We start from the raw sequence: 19,124 nt of genomic DNA on the forward strand, positions 1-19,124 counted from the left end.
ACCAGGCTCGGAACTGCCGGCGTCAAGCCTCCGCGATTCGACCAGCTGAGCTAGTCCCGCGCGGTTCGGTTACTGCGCGCCGGCTCGTCGTAGCCCTTGCGATGGCTATAGAACATCAGCGCGATCAGGCCGCAGCCGAGCACCAGAACGAGGATCGCAGCCGCCGCCAGCACGATGTTCCCGTATGGCGGCATCGAGGGCGTCGCCCTCCAGACTGACACGCAGAACCAGCTCGCGCCGAGGAAAAGCACTGCCAGCACGGCGACGAGGAGCCATTGGTTCTTGTTGCGTACCATTTCCTCATCCCCTTCGGACTACCAGCGCCATCCGCAATGACGGCGCCCACGATGCCACCAGCAAACCCAGCGGCGGCGTCGGCGCGGTCGCGGGCCCCAGCCAGGACGAGACGGGCCCCAGCCGGGTCGCGGCGGAGGTCCCCATTGCACCGGGATGGCGCGATCCTCCGGTGCCCGGCCGGCCCGAGAGAGATCGGGATCGACCGGCATTGCGTCCGCAACACCGATGAGGTGCGCGCCGGACGCTCCGATCGCGGCGGCGGCAATAGCGTTCATCGCAAGGCTGAGGAAGACGCGGCGACTGGGAGCATCCATGGTTGTTCTCTCCTCTGTTATCCGGTCGTTCGCACCGATTGCAGCGCATAGAGCAGCCATGCCAGGCCATGGGCAATCAGGTCGACGCCCAACAAGAAGCCGAGAGCCCAAGCGCTGATGGTGGGGAAGCCGAACAGGACCAGCACGCCGGCGATCACCGCGAAGACGCCCGAGATCAGCATCATCCATCCGTTCTGCCGCCAATAGGCAAAGCTCAGCACGCATCGAATGACACCCGAAGCGAACAGCACCGCGCCGAGGAAATAGGTCAGGATCAGCGCGCCCGAGACCGGCTGGGTGAGCAGCACGACACCGAAGGCGAGGTAGAGCGCGCCGAGCACGACTTGCCAAAGGAACCCGCCCCATCCCTTGGTCCAGAAGGCGTGGGCAATCTCGAATGCGCCGGCGGCGATCGCGATGAGCCCGATGAGCTTGACACTGACGACGGTGGCGAAGGCAAGGTCGCCGAGCGCGAGCAGGCCGGCGGCGATCAGGACGACGCCGAGGAGTGCACAAACCCACAGCGGCGGAGCAACCACGGCATCGAGACTCCCGCGACTGTCATACACTGTCATGCGATCCTCCTGGGCGGTTACGGCCCGATCGAGCATGCATCGGATCCTAACGTCGAACACCCGACGCCGACATCGGACGAAACCCTGAGCGGCGGGGCGGGAATGTTCTCATCCTCTCCCTGCGCGGACCGGCATCAAGAGCAGACCGAACCGCGGGACCGAGACGGCGGGATCAGAGACCGCCTCGCGGTCCCAATGTCAGATGAGTCACGCCAGCCGCGAGATTGAGCCCGATCGAGCGTTCGACCGAGATCGGCTGCAGCATCACGCTCCTCCGCGAGCCGCCGACCAGGACGTTGGCGCCGAGGCCGGGACCGAATGCAAAATTGCCGCTCGCGCCGACATAACTGCCGCGCAACGTGCCGGGGCCTATCCGCGAGTTCCTGGCGAAGACGGCCCAGGATAGCGCGCCGGCGCTGGTCACACCGATATCAACGCCGACGCGCCGTATCCGTCCCTCGTAGACGTACTGCCGGGGCGGGCGCAGCGCGTTGAACACGCAACGCAGCGCCTGCGTCGATCCAAGCACCAGTCCGACGCGTGGCTCCGAGGAGCACAGGAGCCTGCCGACCCTGAATCTCTCGGCTTGCGCGGGCGAGGTGACGGCGCAAAGAACGACGGATGCGCCGATGGCGGCAAGATATCTCAACGCTTGCATTCAATCCTCCCGTTGGCTCGTGATGTCTCTGGCGGCGCTCTGCGAGGGGCTGCCGTCCTGGCGCCACCAGAACGAGATGGCGAGGCCAATCAGCAGCACCGCCCCGAGCAGGAAGAAGAAGATGGATTGCTTCAGCCAGGATATCGCCGGAACGGCGGCGCCCATCGCAAGGCCAAGGAAGGCGATCTGCAACGACAGCAGGCTCAGGCCCGCAAGGAACGTGCCGAGCGCGAGCAACGTCAGCAGGACGAGTCCCGTTGCAGGGGTCGGAAGCAATTGCTGCACGCCGGAGACCAGCATGATGTTCATCGTGATCAGGACCGCGATCCAGTGCAGGGCCTGCGTCCAGATCAGCCGGATCTGGCCCTCCTTGCCCTCTATCTCCGGCCACTTGGTGACAACGCAGACCACGCCGATGGCGAGCGCCAGGAACTCCCAATAGCCGGTCAACGGCTGGTGCGAGACGTTGGTGTAGGCAACGCCGACGATGGCGAGCAGCAGCGCGACGACATAGGGAAGTTGCTGCCACAGGAAACGGGCCGTTGTCGAACGCGCCGGGGCATCATTCGAATGCGCTTCGAACTCGCTCATGGCTGCTCACTCGCAATCGATCGTGGCTTGGGTCCGCCACCCAGATAGTCCTCGACATAAAACCTGACGATCGCAACCCGACCGATCGCAACCAGCGGCATCGCGACCGCGACGCCCATGACGCCGAACTGAGCGCCGAGAAGGACGATCGCAACCAGCGTCCACGCCGGAGGGGTCTCGACCGCCTGGCGCTGGATCAGTGGGCCGATCACGTAGCCTTCGATCGACTGGATGATGGTGTACACGGCGACCGCCCAGATCAGGAGCGATGCGCCGAGCGGCATCGCGACGAGCGCGATCGGGATCGCGGCAACGATCGGCCCGAGATAGGGAATGAAGTTCGACAGGCCGGCTTGAAGTCCGAGCACGAAGGGACCGGGCAGCCCGATGAGATAGAGCGCGAGCCACACGCACAACGTCATCAGCATGATGCGGATCAATTGTCCGACGAACCACAGCCGCATGACGTTGCCCATCTCGTCCATCACGGCGCGCGCACGGGCGCGATGGGAATGCCTGACCAGCGCGATCACGCTTTCGCGGTGGCCGGTGGGATCGAAAGCGAAGAGAATGCCGAGGAACAGGATCACCAGCACGGCGGTCAAGAGGCTCGACGCTCCGCCGAGCAGAAACTGAGCGTGGCTGAAGAACCGGCCCTGATCGGCGAACAGCCATTGTGCAAAGTCGCGGCCCCATTCCGGGCCGAGCAGGTCCACGCCATACGACAGCAGGTGTTCCTGGAGCAGATCAACCTGCGCATCCATCACTTTCAGAAGCAGGCGTGTCTGTTCCGGCAACTTGCGCGCGCCCCAGGCGAGGCCGAAACAAGAGAGCGCGGACAGAAGCAAGACAACGAGCGTCAACCGCCAGGCTCGTTTGAGTGGAAGGACCGGCGCCAAAGCTCGCGCCAATGCGTCCAGAAAGGCGGCGAACAGCACCCCGGCAAAGACAATCAGAAGGCTGGAGACCATTTGCCAGATCAGGAATAAAGCGACGCCGGCGGCGAGGAGGGTGAGACCGACGGCTAGCAGGCTTGGCCGTCCGGCTTCTCCGGGCTCGTCGGCAGCGTTCTCATGCCGAGGGAGCTCTCGGTATTCTTCGGAGCGCATGCCGGAATCGCTGTCAGGTTGATCCATTGAAGGGGCCACTAGGATGTCTCAGGTGCGAAGGCGGCGGCTGCCATAATGCGGGTGTCTGCCGCCGCGATGACGCCAGTACCGGTGCTTTGTCGGGTTGGTGTTGGTGTTCGGGGGCGCCTCCTTTTTGGATGTGGCGGTCCCGATCTGCTTTGCCATCGCCGCGCTGTCGTCTTTCGATTGCGCGAGCGTGACGGTGGGCGGCGCCGCGACGGCCAGCAACCCGGCAAGGAGCAAGCTGCAACGCGTGATCGTCATGTTCATGTTCGCCTCCCTACAATCAAAGACGCTGGGTCAGATCGAAATGGCACCGACGGCGAGCCCATAGACTCCACCGGCCGCCGCGATTGCGACCGCCGCAAACAGGATGGCTTCGGTTCTCGTGAATGTGCTTTCCTTGCGCTCGCGTTTGGCCATCAGGAACAGCAAGGTTCCGGGCGCGTAGAGGATCGAGGACAGCAGGAGAAACTTTGGTCCGCCGGCGTAGATCATCGCGGCGGCGTAGAGCGTCGCAACGGCGGCGCGGATCCAATCGGTCGTGCGGGCGCGCTCGCCGGCGTAATAGGTCTCGCCGGTCGATGCGAGCTTGAGGCCGTAGGCCGCGACGAGAACGTAGGGAATCAGCGTCATCGCGCTCGTCATCTTCAGTGCGAGCGTGAAGGCATATTCGGCGAACCAGCTGACGAGCAGAAACGCCTGGATCACACAGTTGGTCAGCCAGAGCGCACCGACAGGAACCTTGTTCGCATTCTCACGCGCGAGAAAGGACGGCATCGTGTGGTGCATCGCCGCCGAATGCAGGATCTCCGCGGCGAGCAGCGACCAGGACAGATAGTTGCCGAGGATCGAGATCAACAGGGCCAGGCTGATGAACACGCTGCCCCAGCGCCCGACCATTGATTCCATCACGCCTGCCATCGACGGCGTCGAAAGATCCGCCAGCTCGCTCCGCGGCAACACGCCGTAGGACAGCAGCGTCACCAGGACGAGCAGGCAGAGAACGCTCAAGAAGCCCACCACCGTCGCAATGCCGATGTCGGCGCGATTCCTGGCGTAGCGCGAATAGACGCTCGCGCCCTCGACGCCGACGAACACGAATACGGTAAGCAGCATCGTAGAGCGCACCTGGCTCAGCACCTGCTGGAGATTGGGCGGCTCAGTTCCCCAGAAATTCTGCACCAACAGGTCGCGATCGAGGACGAACGCGGCCACGACGATGAACAGGAGTATCGGAACGATCTTTGCGAAGGTTGCAATCGTGTTGAGCCTGGCCGCGCCCCTGATGCCCCGCAGCACGAGAAAGTGCACACTCCACAAAAGCAGTGTCGCCGATGCAATGGCCGTCGGCGTCGTGCCGTCGCCAAAGATCGGAAAGAACTGCCCGAGTGTGGCCTTGATCAGAATGAGACAGGCGACGTCGGCAAGACAGCAGCCGATCCAGTAGCCGGCCGCCGACGCGAATCCGATGTAGTCGCCGAATCCGGCCTTGGCGTAGGCATAAATGCCGGCATCCAGCTCCGGTTTGCGCTGCGACAGCGACTGGAAAACGAGCGCCAGCATGAGCATGCCCGTCCCTGCGATGATCCATGCGATGATCGCACCGAAGGCGCCGGTGGCACGCCCGAAGGCCGCAGGCAGGGCGAAGATGCCGGATCCCACCATCGATCCGATCACAAGCGCGATCAACGCGTTGCGCGAAAGCTCTTGATTGGCCTCGTTCGACGAAGACGCCATGACGGAGAATGGTCTCCCAATCCGCAACGCGGCGATGGTCGCATCTGCCGACCGCCCCCTGCGGACGACCTTAGAAGTGTCTGCCACATGCGCACATCAGGGATTCTCTGTAGGTGGTGCGGGCAGAAAAATCAGCCGCCGCCCGGGGCTCCGCATGCCGTCTGCGGCGGGCTGGCCACAAGCACGACGCTGCCGCGGCAGAATTCACCGGCCTTGGCGAGCTCGGCGGCAAGGCGTCTGGCGTGCAGGATGGCTGCATCCTGATCTCGGCAGTCCTGTCCGATCCCGTCGGGAAAGAGGCCGTATCTGTCGGCGATGTGAAAGAAGAAGCGCATGGCATGGGTTAGATCGCGACCCGCGCCGGCTTCCAAGTGACAAAGCCGTAAGGAGCATACGCCAAAGGGCTTAGACGTCGTTCCAAGTTCTCGCATCGGTAATGTGCGGCATCCCTGCGATGCCTGCGACAGAGGGTAATTTCCACGGGCGGCATTCGGGTGATTGTCCGATGCCGTTCCGGAAGCCCGAGGATTAGCGTCGTCTCCCCGGCGAAGTCCAGAGGAGGCGGATGTGTCAAATTTCGATCAGAACCTGACTGCGGCAGAGCCGGCTGGCGGCGCGTCTGCGGTGGACGCTGGCCTGCATGAATACATGCTGCGCATCTACGCACACATGGCCGCGGGCGTCGGCTTGACCGCCGTCGTGGCCTGGCTGACCTATCAGCTCACCGGCCCGGCGCTGCTGCAGAGCCCATTGATGTGGGTCTTCATTCTGGCGCCGCTGGGGCTGGTTTTCTTCATCGGCTCGCGCATCAATACGCTGTCCGTGTCGACGGCGCGGCTGCTGTTCTTCCTCTACGCCGCCTTGGTCGGCGTATCGCTCTCGACGTTGTTCCACATCTACACGAACTCGTCGATTGCCCGGGTCTTCTTCATTGCGGCCGCGAGTTTCGGAGCGCTCAGCGCCTTCGGGTATACGACGCGACGCGATCTCTCCGGGCTGGGCACGTTCCTGTTCATGGGGTTGATCGGCGTCATCATCGCAAGCCTGATCAACATCTTTCTGTCCTCGAGCGCACTTGACTGGCTGATCTCGATCGTTGGCGTCGGCGTATTTGCCGGGCTTACGGCCTACGACACGCAGCGTATCAAGGCGATGTACGACAGCGCGGATGACCATACCGCTGCGGGTCGCAAGTCGGTCATCGCGGCGCTGTCGCTCTATCTGAACTTCATCAACCTCTTCATGATGCTGCTGCGGCTTGCGGGCGGCCGGCGCTGAGACAGGGAGGAACGGCGGCTTCAGGCCGCCGGCCGCTCTACTGCACTCGTCAGCGCATCGCGGAGGAGTTTTTCCTTCGTCTCGTCGAGTGACGTCTTGAGCACGACGCCGCCGGCGCTCTTGATCTCGTTGATCACCTTGTCCGCCGTCATGTGCTTGATCAGGACGAACAAGGCCGCGTTGCCGGGCTGGAGGCTGGTCGACAAGCTCTTCATGAAGGCGTCGTCGATGCCGAAGTCCGAGAGCGCGCCGCCGAGCGCGCCGGACGCGGCGCCCACCGCGACTCCGAGGATTGGGTTCAGGAACAGGACGCCGATGAGAAGGCCCCAGAAGCTTCCCGTCATTGCGCCCATCGCAGTGGTATTGACGAGTTGATTGAGCTTGATGCCGCCCGCGTCCGTCTTCACGGCAATCACGGCGTCGCTGATTGTGATCAGATATTCCTTCTGCAGCTTGAATAGCTGCTGGCGCACTTCTTCTGCCTTTGCTTCCGACGGATACACGATCGCGACAAGATCGGACATTGACACCTCCCGTTGATCCAAATGCGAACCGGAGCAGTCGAAGCTACCGTGCAAGGAGACCTGCCGCGATTGGAGGAAACCCCGGACGTTGGCGGAGGAATGTCCCGATGGGGCAGGGACGGTTGCGGCATTCAGGCCGAATCCGGGTGGCGTACGACAACCAACAGCGCGTCATTTACGCCGCCCGGCCGATATCGGACTGAGCGCTGCCGTCAGCGGCGGCGATTTTGCACGCAGGTGCCCTGCCGTCCGCTCACCGATGCGCGGCATTGGGAACGGGTCTCATACATGCAGTTGAGCATTCCCTTGATCTTCGAGCACCATGCCAGATCCTGCGCTTGTACGGGCGTCGACGGGCCCATCGCGCTGAGCGCAATGAAGATGGCGGCGGACAGCAAAGCCAGCTTTCTCATGTCGATCCTCCTAAGGTCGTGTGAATCATTCGGAGCCTGAGCGGCCGGTTCCCTTGCCACCTGCTGCTTTGGCGAGAGCGCCGCGGCGGGAGCAGGTGCAGCCTTAATGCACCGCTTGCGGCGTCCCCGGTATCGGGTGATTGCCTGACGTTGCCCTGGGAATCTTCTGACCGCTGCCGGAAGGTTCTCCGGACCACGATTGCATCGGTGATCGCTCAGTAGATTTACCGATGGAAGGGAGATGATCTATCGACAAGATCGTCGGTGGAGCAGTTGACCGATGATCATGTCATGCCGATGCGGCCGCTGAATATCGCGCTTGTCGCAGCGGTCGCCACGCTGCTGGTTGCCGCTTGTGAAAGGGACCCGGTGGAGGATACGTCCCCGGCGCCACGTCCGGTTCGCACGACCACCGTCGAGAAGCGCGAGCAGCTGACGCCGTTCACGTTCACCGGGCGCATCGAGGCGGAGGACGAGGTAAGCATTGCATTTCGAATCGGCGGGCGGCTGCTTTCGAACAGCACCCGGCTTGGTGATCGCGTCCAGGCCGGCCAGCTTCTGGCGCAACTGGAATCGCAGAACGAAGCGAACGCGCTACGCCAGGCGCAGGCGGCGCTTGCTGCTGCGCAAGGCCAGCTCATTCAGGCCCGCAATCATTTCGAGCGTCAGCAGACGCTGCTGGCGCAGGGCTGGACCACCCGCGCCAACTTCGAAGCCGCGACGCAGGCGCAGCAGACCGCCCAATCGCAGCTCGATATGGCCGAAGCCCAGTTGAGCGCCGCCCACGATCAAGTCGGCTTTACCGAGCTGCGCGCCGATGCGCCGGGCAAGGTCACCGAAACCGGCCCCGCCGCCGGCGAGGTCGTCCAGGCCGGACAGACGATCGCGAAGATCGCTCGCCAGGACGGTCGCGATGCGATCTTCGATGTGCCCGCCCAACTGGTGAGAGCGGCGCCTGCCGATCTGCAGGTCACGGTCGCGCTCACGGACGATCCGGCAGTGACAGCGCAAGGGCGCGTCCGGCAGGTCGCCGCCCAGGCCAACCCGGTCACGCGGACCTTCGAGGTCAAGGTGGGCCTTACCGATCCGCCGGCTGCGATGCGGCTCGGGGCGACCGTGGTCGGGCGCGCCGAGGCGAGCTCCGGACCGATGATCGGCATTCCCGCAACCGCGCTGACCAGGATGAATCAACAGCCGGCCGTCTGGGTCCTCGATCCCTCGGCCAATACGGTCTCAGCGCGGAACGTCGACGTGCTGCGGTTCGACCAGGCGCAGGTGATCGTCGCGCAAGGGCTTGATGCCGGCGAGATCGTCGTGACTGCAGGCGTTCAGGCACTTCATCCAGGCCAGAAGGTGCGCGTGCTCGGGTCGGGGCGATGAGTGGATTCAACCTTTCGGAATGGGCACTGGGGCGACGCTCGCTGGTCGTCTACCTCATGCTGATAGCGGTGGCCGCCGGCGTCCTGTCATATTTCCGGCTGGGCCGGAACGAGGATCCCGCCTTCACGATCCGGACCATGGTCGTTCATGCCGTCTGGCCAGGGGCGACGGCCGACGAGACGATGAAGCAGCTGACGGAGCGCCTCGAGCGCCAATTGCAGGAGACCCCGCATCTGGATTTCCTGCGCAGCTTCACCCGGCCGGGCCTCACGACCATCTTCGTGAACCTCAAGGGAAGCGCCAATGCGCGGGATGTCTCCGATACCTGGTACCACGTACGGAAGACGATCGGCGACATTCGCCATACGCTGCCTGCCGGTGTCGTCGGGCCGTTCTTCGACGACGATTTCGGCGACACCTTTGGCATCGTCTACGGCTTCACCAGCGACGGCTTTGCGCAACGCGAGCTGCGTGACCGGGTCGAGGCGATCCGTTCGCAGCTCCTGGCTGTACCGGATGTCGCGAAGATCGAGCTGCTGGGCGCACAGGAGGAAGTGATCTTCGTCGAGTTCTCCAAGCAGGAGCTTGCAAATCTCGGCGTCGATCGCACGGCCCTGATCGCGGCGTTGCGGGCGCAGAACATCGTGATGCCGGCGGGAACGATTCAGACCGGCACGGAGCGGATATCGCTGCGGGTGTCGGGCAGCTTCCTGTCCGAGCAGGACATTGCCGATATCAACTTCGCCGCCGGCGGTCGCATGCTGCGCCTGAGCGACCTTGCGATGGTGCGGCGGGGTTACGCCGATCCACCCCAGCCACTGTTCCGGATCAATGGCCGTCCGGCGATTGGGCTTGCCATTGCCATGCGCGATGGCGGCGACATCCTCGCGCTGGGCAGGAACGTCAAGGCGGAGATGGTGCGGATCACCGCTGATCTGCCGATCGGGATCGAGCCGAGCCTGGTGGCCGACCAGGCCGTCGTCGTGGGCAAGGCGGTCGGCGAGTTCATGACCTCGTTGTTGCAGGCGATCGCCATCATTCTGGTCGTGAGCTTCATCAGCCTCGGCGTTCGTCCGGGCCTGATCATCGCGCTGGCGATCCCGCTCACGCTTGCGATCGTGTTCCCGGTCATGGCGGTCCTTCAGATCGACATGCAGCGCATATCGCTCGGAGCCCTGATCATTGCGCTTGCCCTGCTGGTCGATGACGCCATGACGACAACGGACGCCACGCTCATTCGCCTGGCGTTGGGCGACAGCAAGGTCGAGGCCGCCAGCTACGCGTTTCGGACCCACGCGCTTGCCATGCTTGCGGGGACGCTCGTGACAATCGCGGGCTTCATTCCAGTCGGCTTTGCCGCCAGCGCCGCGAGCGAATACACGTTCTCGCTGTTCGCAGTGGTCGCGATCGCGCTGCTGGCGTCCTGGTTCGTCGCGGTGATCTTCGCGCCACTGCTCGGCGTTGCCATCCTTGTCCCGCCAACGCAGAAGGGCGCTACGACTCCCGGACGGGTGTTCCGGCTGTATCGACGATTCCTGATATCGGCGATCCGCGCCAAGTGGTTGACCCTCGGTGGGACGGCCGCGCTGTTCGCCGCCTCCGTGCTCGCGCTGCCGCTCGTTCCGCAACAGTTCTTTCCGTCCTCCGATCGGCCGGAACTGCTGGTCGATCTCAGCCTGCCGCAGAATGCATCGATTTTTGCCAGCGAAACCGCGGCAAAGCGTCTGGACAAGATGCTCACGGGCGATCCCGATGTCGCGCATTGGAGCACCAATGTCGGGCGCGGTGCGATCCGGTTCTATCTGCCGCTCAGCGTCGAATTGCCGAACGACTTCTTCACGCAGGCGGTCGTCGTCGCCAGAGACATGGGGGCGCGTGAGCGGCTCCACGGCAAGCTGGAACGATTCCTCGCCGACGAGTTTCCGAACGCGATCTCGTCGGTGTCTCCGCTCGGCCTCGGTCCCCCGGTCGGATGGCCACTGCAGTATCGCGTCAGCGGTCCGGACGTCGAGCGGGTGCGCGACATCGCGCTCGAGGTCGCACGGATCGTCGGGGCCGATCCGGCCGCCAAGAGCGTGAATTTCGACTGGATGGAGCCCGATCGCCAGGTGCGGATTCGCGTCAACCAGGACGAGGCCCGCCTTCTCGGCCTCAGTTCGCAGACGATTTCCACCGTTCTGAACACCGTGATATCCGGCACGCCGGTCACGCAGGTGCGGGACGATATCTACCTGGTCGATGTGGTGGTCCGCGCAACCGACGAACAGCGCGTCTCGCTGGCGAGCTTGCGCACGTTGCAGATGCCGATCGCGGGCGGGCGAACCGTTCCACTGAGCCAGTTTGCATCGTTCGAGTATGATCAGGAGTTTCCTCTGATCTGGCGACGAGATCGCGTGCACACGCTCACGGTTCGGGCCGCCATTGCCGACCGCGTGCTGCCGGAGACGGTCGTCAACAGGCAGGCCGCGGCCATGGCAAAGCTGAAGGCGGCGCTGCCGGCTTCATACCGCGTCGTGGTCGGCGGCACGGTGGAGGAAAGCCGGAATTCGCAGGCGTCCGTCATGGCGGTGGTGCCTGTGATGCTGTTCGTCATGTTCACGGTCCTGATGGCCCAGTTGCAGAGCTTTCCGCGATTGTTGATGGTCGTCAGTGTTGCGCCGCTCGGTCTGATCGGCGTCGTCGCAGCGCTGCTGTTGTCGGGCCGGCCGTTGGGCTTCGTCGCCATTCTCGGTGTGCTTGCGCTGCTCGGCATGATCAGCAAGAACGCGGTCATCCTGATCGGTCAGATCGAGGCGGAGCGTTCACTGGGGAAGGGGCCCTGGCTGGCCGCGGTGGACGCCAGCAGTTCCCGCTTTCGTCCAATCATGCTGACGGCCATCTCCACCGTTCTCGGCATGATCCCGATTGCTCCGACGGTGTTCTGGGGGCCAATGGCCTTTGCGATCATGGGCGGCCTGCTGGTTGCGACCGGTCTGACCCTGGTCTTCCTGCCGACACTGTATGTCGCCTGGTTCGACGGGAAGGAGCAGGCCGAAGCGTCCGGCTCTTCGTCCGCGGCCTGAGAGCGCGTGGGCGGTGAGGGTAATCCCGGACCTCGACTAGGTAATCACCTGATTGGCCATGCGTGCCCCACGGCGCATCGTCCGGGTCGCAGCGAGCGAAGCGGCCGCCGCGCCGACCATCCCTCGCGGTCCGAGGCTTTCACATGAGCGCGACGCCGTCGATCCAGAAGCTCTCGCTATTTGCTCTGACGGCCATGGTGGTCGGCTCCATGGTCGGTTCCGGCATCTTCTCACTGCCGCGCACATTCGGCATCGCAACCGGTCCATTCGGCGCCATCTTAGCCTGGTGCATCGCCGGCGGTGGCATGTACACGCTGGCGCGCGTGTTTCAGTCGTTGGCGGAGCGAAAGCCTGAACTCGATGCTGGTGTCTACGCCTATGCGAAAGCAGGTTTCGGCGATTATCCCGGCTTCTTGTCGGCGCTTGGATATTGGATGGGAAGCTGCATTGGCAACGTGTCGTATTGGGTCCTGATCAAGTCGACCTTGGGCGCGTTCTTTCCTGTGTTTGGTGACGGCAATACCGTCATCGCGATCATCGTTGCCTCGATCGGGATCTGGCTTTTCCACTTCATGATCCTGCGTGGCGTGCAACAGGCCGCCGCGATCAACACCATCGTGACCATCGCCAAGATCGTGCCGATCCTGGTCTTTATCGTCATCCTGATCTTCGCCTTCAAGGCCGACCAGTTCCGCGACAATTTCTGGGGCGGCGAGGGCATGCCGGACAAGGGCCTCTTCGAGCAGATCCGCGCGACCATGCTGGTCACGGTGTTCGTGTTCCTCGGGATCGAGGGCGCCAGCGTCTATTCCCGCTATGCCAAGGAGCGATCCCATGTCGGCGCGGCGACGATCATCGGCTTTGTGATGGTGACCAGCCTGATGGTGCTCGTCACCATGCTGCCCTACGCCGTGCTGCCGCGTCCCGACATCGCCGACATGCGTCAGCCGTCCATGGCAGCGGTGCTGGAGGCCGTGGTGGGACATTGGGGCGCGGTCTTCGTCAGCATCGGACTTCTGGTTTCGGTGCTCGGGGCGTATCTCGCCTGGAGCTTGATTTGCACCGAAGTTCTTTCGGCCGCGGGCCGCACCAGGGATATGCCGGCCCTGTTCGGCACCGAGAACGAGAACAAGGTCCCGGCGGCGGCGCTGTGGCTGACCAACATCGTCGTCCAGCTCTTCGTCATCAGCACCTACTGGTCGCGGGACGCCTTCTCGCTGATGCTCAATCTGACGAGCGTCATGAATTTGATCCCGTTTTTCCTGGTCGCGGCCTACGGGCTCCTGCTGGTCAAGCGGGGCGAGACCTATGAGAAGCGTCCGGACGAGCGTCGAAGCGGGCTGGTCTTTACCGGAATTGCGCTGATCTACACGCTCTTCCTGATCTATGCGGCCGGAATGAAATATCTGCTGCTGTCGGCCATCCTCTACGCGCCCGGCACGGCACTGTATTTGTGGGCACGCCTCGAGCAAAAGGCGAGAGTCTTCACCTTCGTCGAGTGGATCATCTTCATTGTCGTTGCGATCGGCGCGGTCATCGGCATTCATGGCCTGGCCACCGGCTACATCACGATCTGAACGGAGCGGTTCCGGAGATAGGCCCCATGACAAAGCAGACATCGGATGCAGGGATTTCCTTCGGTGTTCATTCGGAAGTCGGCCAGCTGCGCAAGGTGCTGGTCTGTTCGCCGGGGCGGGCTCATCAACGTCTGACGCCGACGAACTGCGACACCTTGCTGTTCGACGACGTCCTATGGGTCGACAATGCCAAGCGCGATCATTTCGATTTCGTGCAGAAGATGCGTGACCGCGGTATCGAAGTCGTCGAGATGCACAATCTCCTCGCCGACACGGTCGCCATTCCGGAGGCGAGGACGTGGATTCTCGACAACCAGGTAATCCCCAATCAGGTCGGCCTCGGCCTGATCGACGAGCTGCGCGGCTATTTGGAAAGTCTCAAGCCGCGCGAGCTGGCGGAGACGTTGATCGGCGGATTGTCGACCCAGGACTTTCCGGAAGCCCGCGGCGGCGAGACGCTCAGGCTCATCCGGGAAGCGGCCGGCATGACCGAGTATCTCCTGCCGCCGCTTCCCAACACCCTGTACACGCGCGATACGACCTGCTGGATCTACGGAGGGGTTACGCTGAATTCGCTGTTCTGGCCGGCGCGCCACGAAGAGCCTATCCTCGCCGCCGCGATCTATAAGTTCCATCCGGATTTCGCCGGCAAGGTCAATGTCTGGTGGGGCGATCCGACACAGGATCACGGTCTTGCGACGCTCGAGGGCGGCGACGTGATGCCGATCGGAAAGGGCAACGTGCTGATCGGATTGAGCGAGCGCACCTCGCGGCAGGCCATCAGCCAGCTCGCCGCCGCCCTGTTCAAGAAGAAGGCGGCCGAGCGCGTGATCGTGGCTGCCATGCCCAAGCTCCGAGCGGCGATGCATCTGGATACGGTCTTCACGTTCGCCGATCGCGATTGCGTGCTGCTTTATCCGGACATCGTCAACAATATCGCGGCATTTTCCTACCGTCCGGCCGACAGCTCCGCAGGCGTCGAACTGCGCAAGGATGAAAAGCCCTTCGTCGAGGTCGTCGCAGAGGCGCTTGGGCTGAAGAAGCTGCGCGTGGTCGAGACAGGCGGAAATGCCTATATGCGCGAGCGAACCCAGTGGGATAGCGGCGCCAATCTCGTCTGCGCATCCCCGGGCGTCGTGTTTGCCTATGACCGCAACACCTACACCAACACGCTGCTGCGCAAGGAGGGCATCGAGGTCATCACCATCGTTGGTGCGGAACTCGGACGTGGTCGCGGCGGCGGTCATTGCATGACCTGTCCGATCATCAGGGACGCAGTCGACTATTAGGCCCGCAGCAGCGGCCCTTGCGGCTGTTTGCGAAACGATGATCGATCTCATCAACCCATGATTTAATCGAATAACATTAACACGCCACAATCGTGTCGCAGCCTGACGCGAATCCCGATGCACGCGACAGCCATCGAGGGACGCCATGCGAAGGTCCAGAATTCTTCTGCCGATCTTTGGTCTGTTCGGCGCAAGCACCGCAGGTGCAGCCGACCTTGATGTCACCGAGTTCAAGACGATCGCGGCCCCTGTACCGTACACCTCCGCACCATCCTGGAGCGTCGTCGGTTCCATCGCGCCCACCTTCACCGACAACGCCCTGTTTACCCGGGACAACCGCAAGTCGGATGTTTACTACGTGCCCGACGTGAGCGTCCGGCTGGACGGGAACCTCAGCAATGACCTGTCGTACCGCCTCTATGCACGCGCGCAATATGAAGCGTTTTCGCGTGAGAAGGACGGCAACTTTGCCGTCGCGCGGATGGGCGGGCGCCTGACCCAAAACTGGGACGGCTGGCGTTTCTCCGCCATTTACGAGCATCGCTACGATTTTGACGGTATCTACCGCGACCTGGCCTTCACCTCGAACGATGTGATGGGCTCGGTTGCGCGTGACTTCCGCTTCGACAACGCGACGTTTTCGCCGTTGCTGCTCCTGACCTATCGATTTTCCGACCTGGCGGAGGCGCGCCGCTGGCGCTTCGACGCCGTGCTCGGTATCGAGGTCAAGCTCGATTCCAAATGGTCGATTGTCAGCACGCCACTGTTCGAGGCTTACTGGTTCACCGATGGGCTCAATAGCGGGCGGCGCGATCAGCTCTATTCGGCAGACGTCGGCCTGAAGTATAATTTTGCGAGCAATGTGTCGCTCACGACGACCGTGCTGTACGAGGCTCGAACGTCGAACGTACCGCTACGGCGATACAGGGACGTTCGCATCGGCCCTCGTCTGGATTTCGCATTCTGAGAGGTATCCGATCGATGCACGCAAGAGGCTTGTCGCTGTTGATCGGCATTGTTGTGGGCATAGCGGCGGTATCCCTTGCCGCCGCCGATCCACGCGATGCCGTCGATCGAAGCCAGCGTCTTGATACCGATGCGCTTCGGGACGATGCTGCGACGAACCGTTTGACGCTGCCATCGCATCCCCTGCAGATTGCGCCACCTCCGACGGCTCCGAAAGCAAGGACGGAACGCAGGAGGAGGTCCGGCGCAAATGGTGGCGGCAGCCGCTAGCGCCTCGCTACGTTGGTAGGCATGGCCGCCTATCGGCGCGGGAGTTCGCTGTCTCGGAATTCCGCATTTTTAATCTCTGTTGCGCCAAATTCGAGCGCTTGCGCAGGACACGAACTGCTTCGCCGCGCAGACGCCGCCTCGCGAATTCGAGATTTTAATCCTAAGGAAATGCTACCTCTTGTTGTGGGGCGATTCCAAGGTGTATAATTGGATCGGCTCCAAGGCGCCGCGGGCCGGCGAGGGGACATGTCCCCGAACAGGCGAGCGGACACAGGTGATGCTGTTGTCAGCGTCGCGATGTCGCCGGAGAAGAGTGAGTGCGTATCGTGAAGGTACATGTCTCCCCCGCCAGCGAGTCGCATCGAACCGGCCTCGGGAACTGGCTGCGGACAGGTTCGGAACAATCGATCGAAGCGCTCTATTGGACGTTTTCGACTGATCTCCTCTTCGTCGTGCGCCCGTCTCCTGAAGGGCGCTTCGTCTATGAGGCGATCAATCCGGAGTTCGGGTCCCGGCTCGGTCTCTCGCCGGAGGACGTTTACGACATGGATGTGTTCGATTGCATGAACGCAGACGACGCTAGAATCGTCTGCCAGGCGCTGGGGGCGTGCGTTGCGGAAGGAGCGGAAATCAGGATCCGGCAGCGTCTCGCGTTCGGCGGCTCGCCCCGGAACGTCGAAACGGTAGTAACTCCGGTCGTTCAATCTTCGTGTGGTGGTGCGGTTCGCTTGATCGGCAGCCACCGCGCCCTGCGCAGCCGCGCGTTCGAGAGCGGGGTCGGACAGGGCAACGGGCTTGACGTGAACCTCGGCCTGGTATCGATCCAGGAAGGCATCCAGCAGCGGATAGCGTCCGATCTCCACGATTCGACCTGCCAGCACCTGATTGCCGCGAGTCTCGGTCTCATGCGGATCCGAAGCAGCATCGGCGAACCGGATTTGGCCGAGCGGCTCTGCGACGAAATCGATGCATCGATCGATGAAGCCCTCCGGGAAATCCGCGCCTTTGCCTATCTGCTGCATCCCCGGAACCTCGCCGGTGAGGGCCTGAAGGCTGCGATCGAGCGGTACGCGGAGGGATTTGCGGCGCGCACGTCGTTGCGCGCGAGTGTCAACATCGTGCCGGATGTGGATCGGTTGCCTTACGAGACGAAACGAACGTTGCTACGGGTCGTCCAGGAAGCGCTGACGAACGTCTTCCGTCATGCGAACGCGACCGAGGTGGCCATCGTTATCGACACCGCGGACGGCCGGTTTCACCTGACGCTCAGCGACAATGGACGTGGGCTCCCGCCGGGTTTCGGCAGGAGCGCGGTCTCTGTTGGTGTCGGAATTCCGGCGATGCAAGCACGGCTGCACGAGATCGGGGGTACGCTCGATATCCAATCCAGTCGCGCGCCCCGGCATGCCGGCACGGTGCTGTGTGCAGTATTTCCGTATGCTCCCTCGGCGAACAGGGCCAATCGCCGCGGGGCCACGACAAATGCAAGGGCCCGCGCAGGCGCACAATCAGCGAAAAAACACTAACTGCGGGGCGGCGGGCCGGGGTCACGGCCCATCGCCGATGCGGATTCGGAGTGCTCTGCCATGAAGCGAATTCTCATCGCGGACGATCATGAGGCGGTACGGTCGGGCTTGCGGGCGGTGCTCGAGCAACGGGTGGATTGGGAGGTGGTCGCCGAGGTGAATGACGGCGGCATGGCGGTAGCAGCCGCGATCGAAAGCCGGCCCCATGTCGCCATCGTCGACTTCTCGATGCCGCGCATGACCGGTGTCGAGGTGGCGCGGCGGATCAGAGAGTATCCGCTGCAGACTGAGGTGCTGATCTTCACGGTGCACAATTCGGGCTTGCTTGCCCAGCAAGCATTCGAGGCGGGGGCGCGTGCATTCCTGGTGAAGTCCGACGCCAACAAGCTGCTTGTCGCAGCTGTCGAAGCCTTGTTGCTGCACCGGCCGTTCTGGCCCCGGAAGACCGAACTCGACCATGCGCCGCGGACCAACGGCGAGCGGCATCACGAACTCACGGCCCGCGAGCAACTGGTCGTCAAGCTGGTCGCGGAGGGATACAGCAACAAGGGCATCAGTGCGATCCTCGACCTCAGCGTCAAGACCACCGAGGCCCATCGGGCAGCAGCGATGCGCAAGCTGGAGGTGAACTCGACGGCGGGGCTGGTCCGGTACGCCGTTCGGACCGGGCTGGTCGAGGCGTGAAACGGCGATATTAGCGAGCAATACGGGCGTCGGTACCTTCGCCGGGAGATATCAGGGTTTTGTGGGATAACGATTCCAGCCACGCTCCCTATGATCGTTCGACTGTGCTGCCGGTTTGCTGCCGGTATCGGCCCGGAAGCGCAAGGGTCGGCCAACGGGAACGACACGGTGAAACGCATCTTGATTGCGGATGATCATGAAGTTGTGCGTTCCGGGCTGCGTGCAATCATCGAAGCGCATTCCAGCTGGATCGTGAGCGGCGTGGCGACCGATGGCGAGCAGGCGGTCGCGCTGGCGCTCGAGACCAGGCCGGACATCGTGATCGTTGACTACTCCATGCCGGTCATGAACGGGTTGGAGGTCAGTCGTCGCCTCAAGGCACTCCACCTTGGCGCGCAGGTCCTGATCCTGACCATGCACGAGAGCGAAGAGCTTCTGACCGAAGCCATTCTGGCCGGGGTGCGCGGCTTTCTGTTCAAGTCAGACGCGCGCAAGCACCTCATCTCCGCCATCGAGGCCCTGCTCGACGGCAGGCCCTACTTCACCAGCATCCTGCTGGAGAGGCTGCTGCACGACTACCAGGGCAACAAGGAGAATCGGGCCGACATGCTGCTGACTTCACGCGAGCAGAGCGTGGTCCAGCTGATCGCGGAGGGGCATACCAACAGGTCGATCAGCTCCATCCTGAAACTGAGTGTGAAGACCGTCGAGACCCATCGCGCCTCGGCCATGCGCAAGCTCAGGATGTCGTCCACCGCTGAGCTCGTCCGCTACGCGATCCGCAAGAAGTTGGTCTTGCCCTGAACAGATGCTGACGTCGGCAGTCGCGAAAGGCGCCGGAGTTTGCGCC

The 19,124-nt window shown here is 63.1% G+C and carries 19 protein-coding genes; 9 read left to right on the forward strand and 10 right to left on the reverse strand.

Annotated features, from left to right (window positions below; translation table 11 throughout):
- Window positions 1-50: 50 nt before the first annotated feature.
- The 8 genes from XI04_RS00110 to XI04_RS38730 form a co-directional block, all read right to left on the reverse strand.
- Window positions 51-296 (reverse strand): hypothetical protein, encoded by a 246-nt coding sequence (locus tag XI04_RS00110; RefSeq protein WP_028143801.1) that lies wholly within the window; start codon window positions 294-296, stop codon window positions 51-53.
- A 332-nt stretch (window positions 297-628) separates the two neighbouring features.
- Window positions 629-1,186: an HdeD family acid-resistance protein gene (locus XI04_RS00115; protein ID WP_028143800.1), complete on the reverse strand. Its 558-nt coding sequence runs from the start codon at window positions 1,184-1,186 to the stop codon at window positions 629-631.
- Between the two features lie 172 nt (window positions 1,187-1,358).
- Window positions 1,359-1,844 (reverse strand): DUF992 domain-containing protein, encoded by a 486-nt coding sequence (locus XI04_RS00120; RefSeq protein WP_028143799.1) that lies wholly within the window; start codon window positions 1,842-1,844, stop codon window positions 1,359-1,361.
- Complete coding sequence (locus tag XI04_RS00125; protein WP_028143798.1) at window positions 1,845-2,435, reverse strand: hypothetical protein; 591 nt, start codon at window positions 2,433-2,435, stop codon at window positions 1,845-1,847.
- Window positions 2,432-3,571 carry an AI-2E family transporter gene (locus tag XI04_RS00130; RefSeq protein WP_333914595.1) on the reverse strand — a complete coding sequence of 380 codons (1,140 nt, stop codon included), beginning with the start codon at window positions 3,569-3,571 and terminating at the stop codon, window positions 2,432-2,434. Before XI04_RS00130 ends, XI04_RS00125 begins: the two co-directional genes overlap by 4 nt.
- Window positions 3,572-3,592: 21 nt before the next feature.
- Entirely contained in the window at window positions 3,593-3,835 is a 243-nt protein-coding gene (locus XI04_RS00135) for a hypothetical protein (RefSeq protein ID WP_038949682.1), read from the reverse strand.
- A 30-nt stretch (window positions 3,836-3,865) separates the two neighbouring features.
- Window positions 3,866-5,305 carry a basic amino acid/polyamine antiporter gene (locus XI04_RS00140; protein ID WP_038949681.1) on the reverse strand — a complete coding sequence of 480 codons (1,440 nt, stop codon included), beginning with the start codon at window positions 5,303-5,305 and terminating at the stop codon, window positions 3,866-3,868.
- Between the two features lie 131 nt (window positions 5,306-5,436).
- Entirely contained in the window at window positions 5,437-5,736 is a 300-nt protein-coding gene (locus XI04_RS38730) for a DUF6894 family protein (protein WP_414645265.1), read from the reverse strand.
- Between the two features lie 136 nt (window positions 5,737-5,872).
- Between XI04_RS38730 and XI04_RS00150 the strand changes: the two genes are divergently transcribed.
- Window positions 5,873-6,583: a Bax inhibitor-1/YccA family protein gene (locus XI04_RS00150; RefSeq protein WP_028143793.1), complete on the forward strand. Its 711-nt coding sequence runs from the start codon at window positions 5,873-5,875 to the stop codon at window positions 6,581-6,583.
- 20 nt (window positions 6,584-6,603) lie between these two features.
- On the opposite strand, the gene XI04_RS00155 is transcribed toward XI04_RS00150, so the two are convergent.
- Together XI04_RS00155 and XI04_RS00160 are read right to left on the reverse strand one after the other, a co-directional pair.
- Window positions 6,604-7,107 carry a DUF1269 domain-containing protein gene (locus tag XI04_RS00155; RefSeq protein ID WP_028143792.1) on the reverse strand — a complete coding sequence of 168 codons (504 nt, stop codon included), beginning with the start codon at window positions 7,105-7,107 and terminating at the stop codon, window positions 6,604-6,606.
- A gap of 212 nt (window positions 7,108-7,319) precedes the next feature.
- Window positions 7,320-7,520, reverse strand: a complete 201-nt coding sequence (locus XI04_RS00160; protein WP_152102550.1) for a DUF3551 domain-containing protein — start codon at window positions 7,518-7,520, stop codon at window positions 7,320-7,322.
- A 273-nt stretch (window positions 7,521-7,793) separates the two neighbouring features.
- On the opposite strand from XI04_RS00160, the gene XI04_RS00165 reads away from it, so the two are divergent.
- The 8 genes from XI04_RS00165 (at window position 7,794) to XI04_RS00200 (ending at window position 19,078) form a co-directional block, all read left to right on the forward strand.
- A complete protein-coding gene (locus tag XI04_RS00165) occupies window positions 7,794-8,900 on the forward strand; it encodes an efflux RND transporter periplasmic adaptor subunit (RefSeq protein ID WP_095427036.1) in 1,107 nt (368 codons plus the stop codon).
- Window positions 8,897-11,962 carry an efflux RND transporter permease subunit gene (locus XI04_RS00170; protein ID WP_271610724.1) on the forward strand — a complete coding sequence of 1,022 codons (3,066 nt, stop codon included), beginning with the start codon at window positions 8,897-8,899 and terminating at the stop codon, window positions 11,960-11,962. Before XI04_RS00165 ends, XI04_RS00170 begins: the two co-directional genes overlap by 4 nt.
- Before the next feature lie 143 nt (window positions 11,963-12,105).
- Window positions 12,106-13,539 carry a basic amino acid/polyamine antiporter gene (locus XI04_RS00175; RefSeq protein WP_095426983.1) on the forward strand — a complete coding sequence of 478 codons (1,434 nt, stop codon included), beginning with the start codon at window positions 12,106-12,108 and terminating at the stop codon, window positions 13,537-13,539.
- A gap of 26 nt (window positions 13,540-13,565) precedes the next feature.
- Entirely contained in the window at window positions 13,566-14,828 is a 1,263-nt protein-coding gene (arcA, locus tag XI04_RS00180) for an arginine deiminase (RefSeq protein ID WP_271610374.1), read from the forward strand.
- Between the two features lie 145 nt (window positions 14,829-14,973).
- Complete coding sequence (locus tag XI04_RS00185) at window positions 14,974-15,795, forward strand: outer membrane beta-barrel protein (RefSeq protein ID WP_271610375.1); 822 nt, start codon at window positions 14,974-14,976, stop codon at window positions 15,793-15,795.
- Window positions 15,796-16,381: 586 nt separating this feature from the next.
- Window positions 16,382-17,590, forward strand: coding sequence for a sensor histidine kinase (locus XI04_RS00190; RefSeq protein WP_028143786.1), 1,209 nt, complete (start codon window positions 16,382-16,384; stop codon window positions 17,588-17,590).
- Between the two features lie 60 nt (window positions 17,591-17,650).
- The gene (locus tag XI04_RS00195) at window positions 17,651-18,274 is read left to right on the forward strand and encodes a response regulator (protein WP_018318087.1); all 624 of its coding nucleotides are present in this window, start codon (window positions 17,651-17,653) and stop codon (window positions 18,272-18,274) included.
- 168 nt (window positions 18,275-18,442) lie between these two features.
- Window positions 18,443-19,078 carry a response regulator gene (locus XI04_RS00200; protein ID WP_028143785.1) on the forward strand — a complete coding sequence of 212 codons (636 nt, stop codon included), beginning with the start codon at window positions 18,443-18,445 and terminating at the stop codon, window positions 19,076-19,078.
- Window positions 19,079-19,124 lie beyond the last annotated feature (46 nt).

This window comes from Bradyrhizobium sp. CCBAU 11430 (assembly GCF_028128855.1).
Lineage (GTDB): Bacteria > Pseudomonadota > Alphaproteobacteria > Rhizobiales > Xanthobacteraceae > Bradyrhizobium > Bradyrhizobium ottawaense.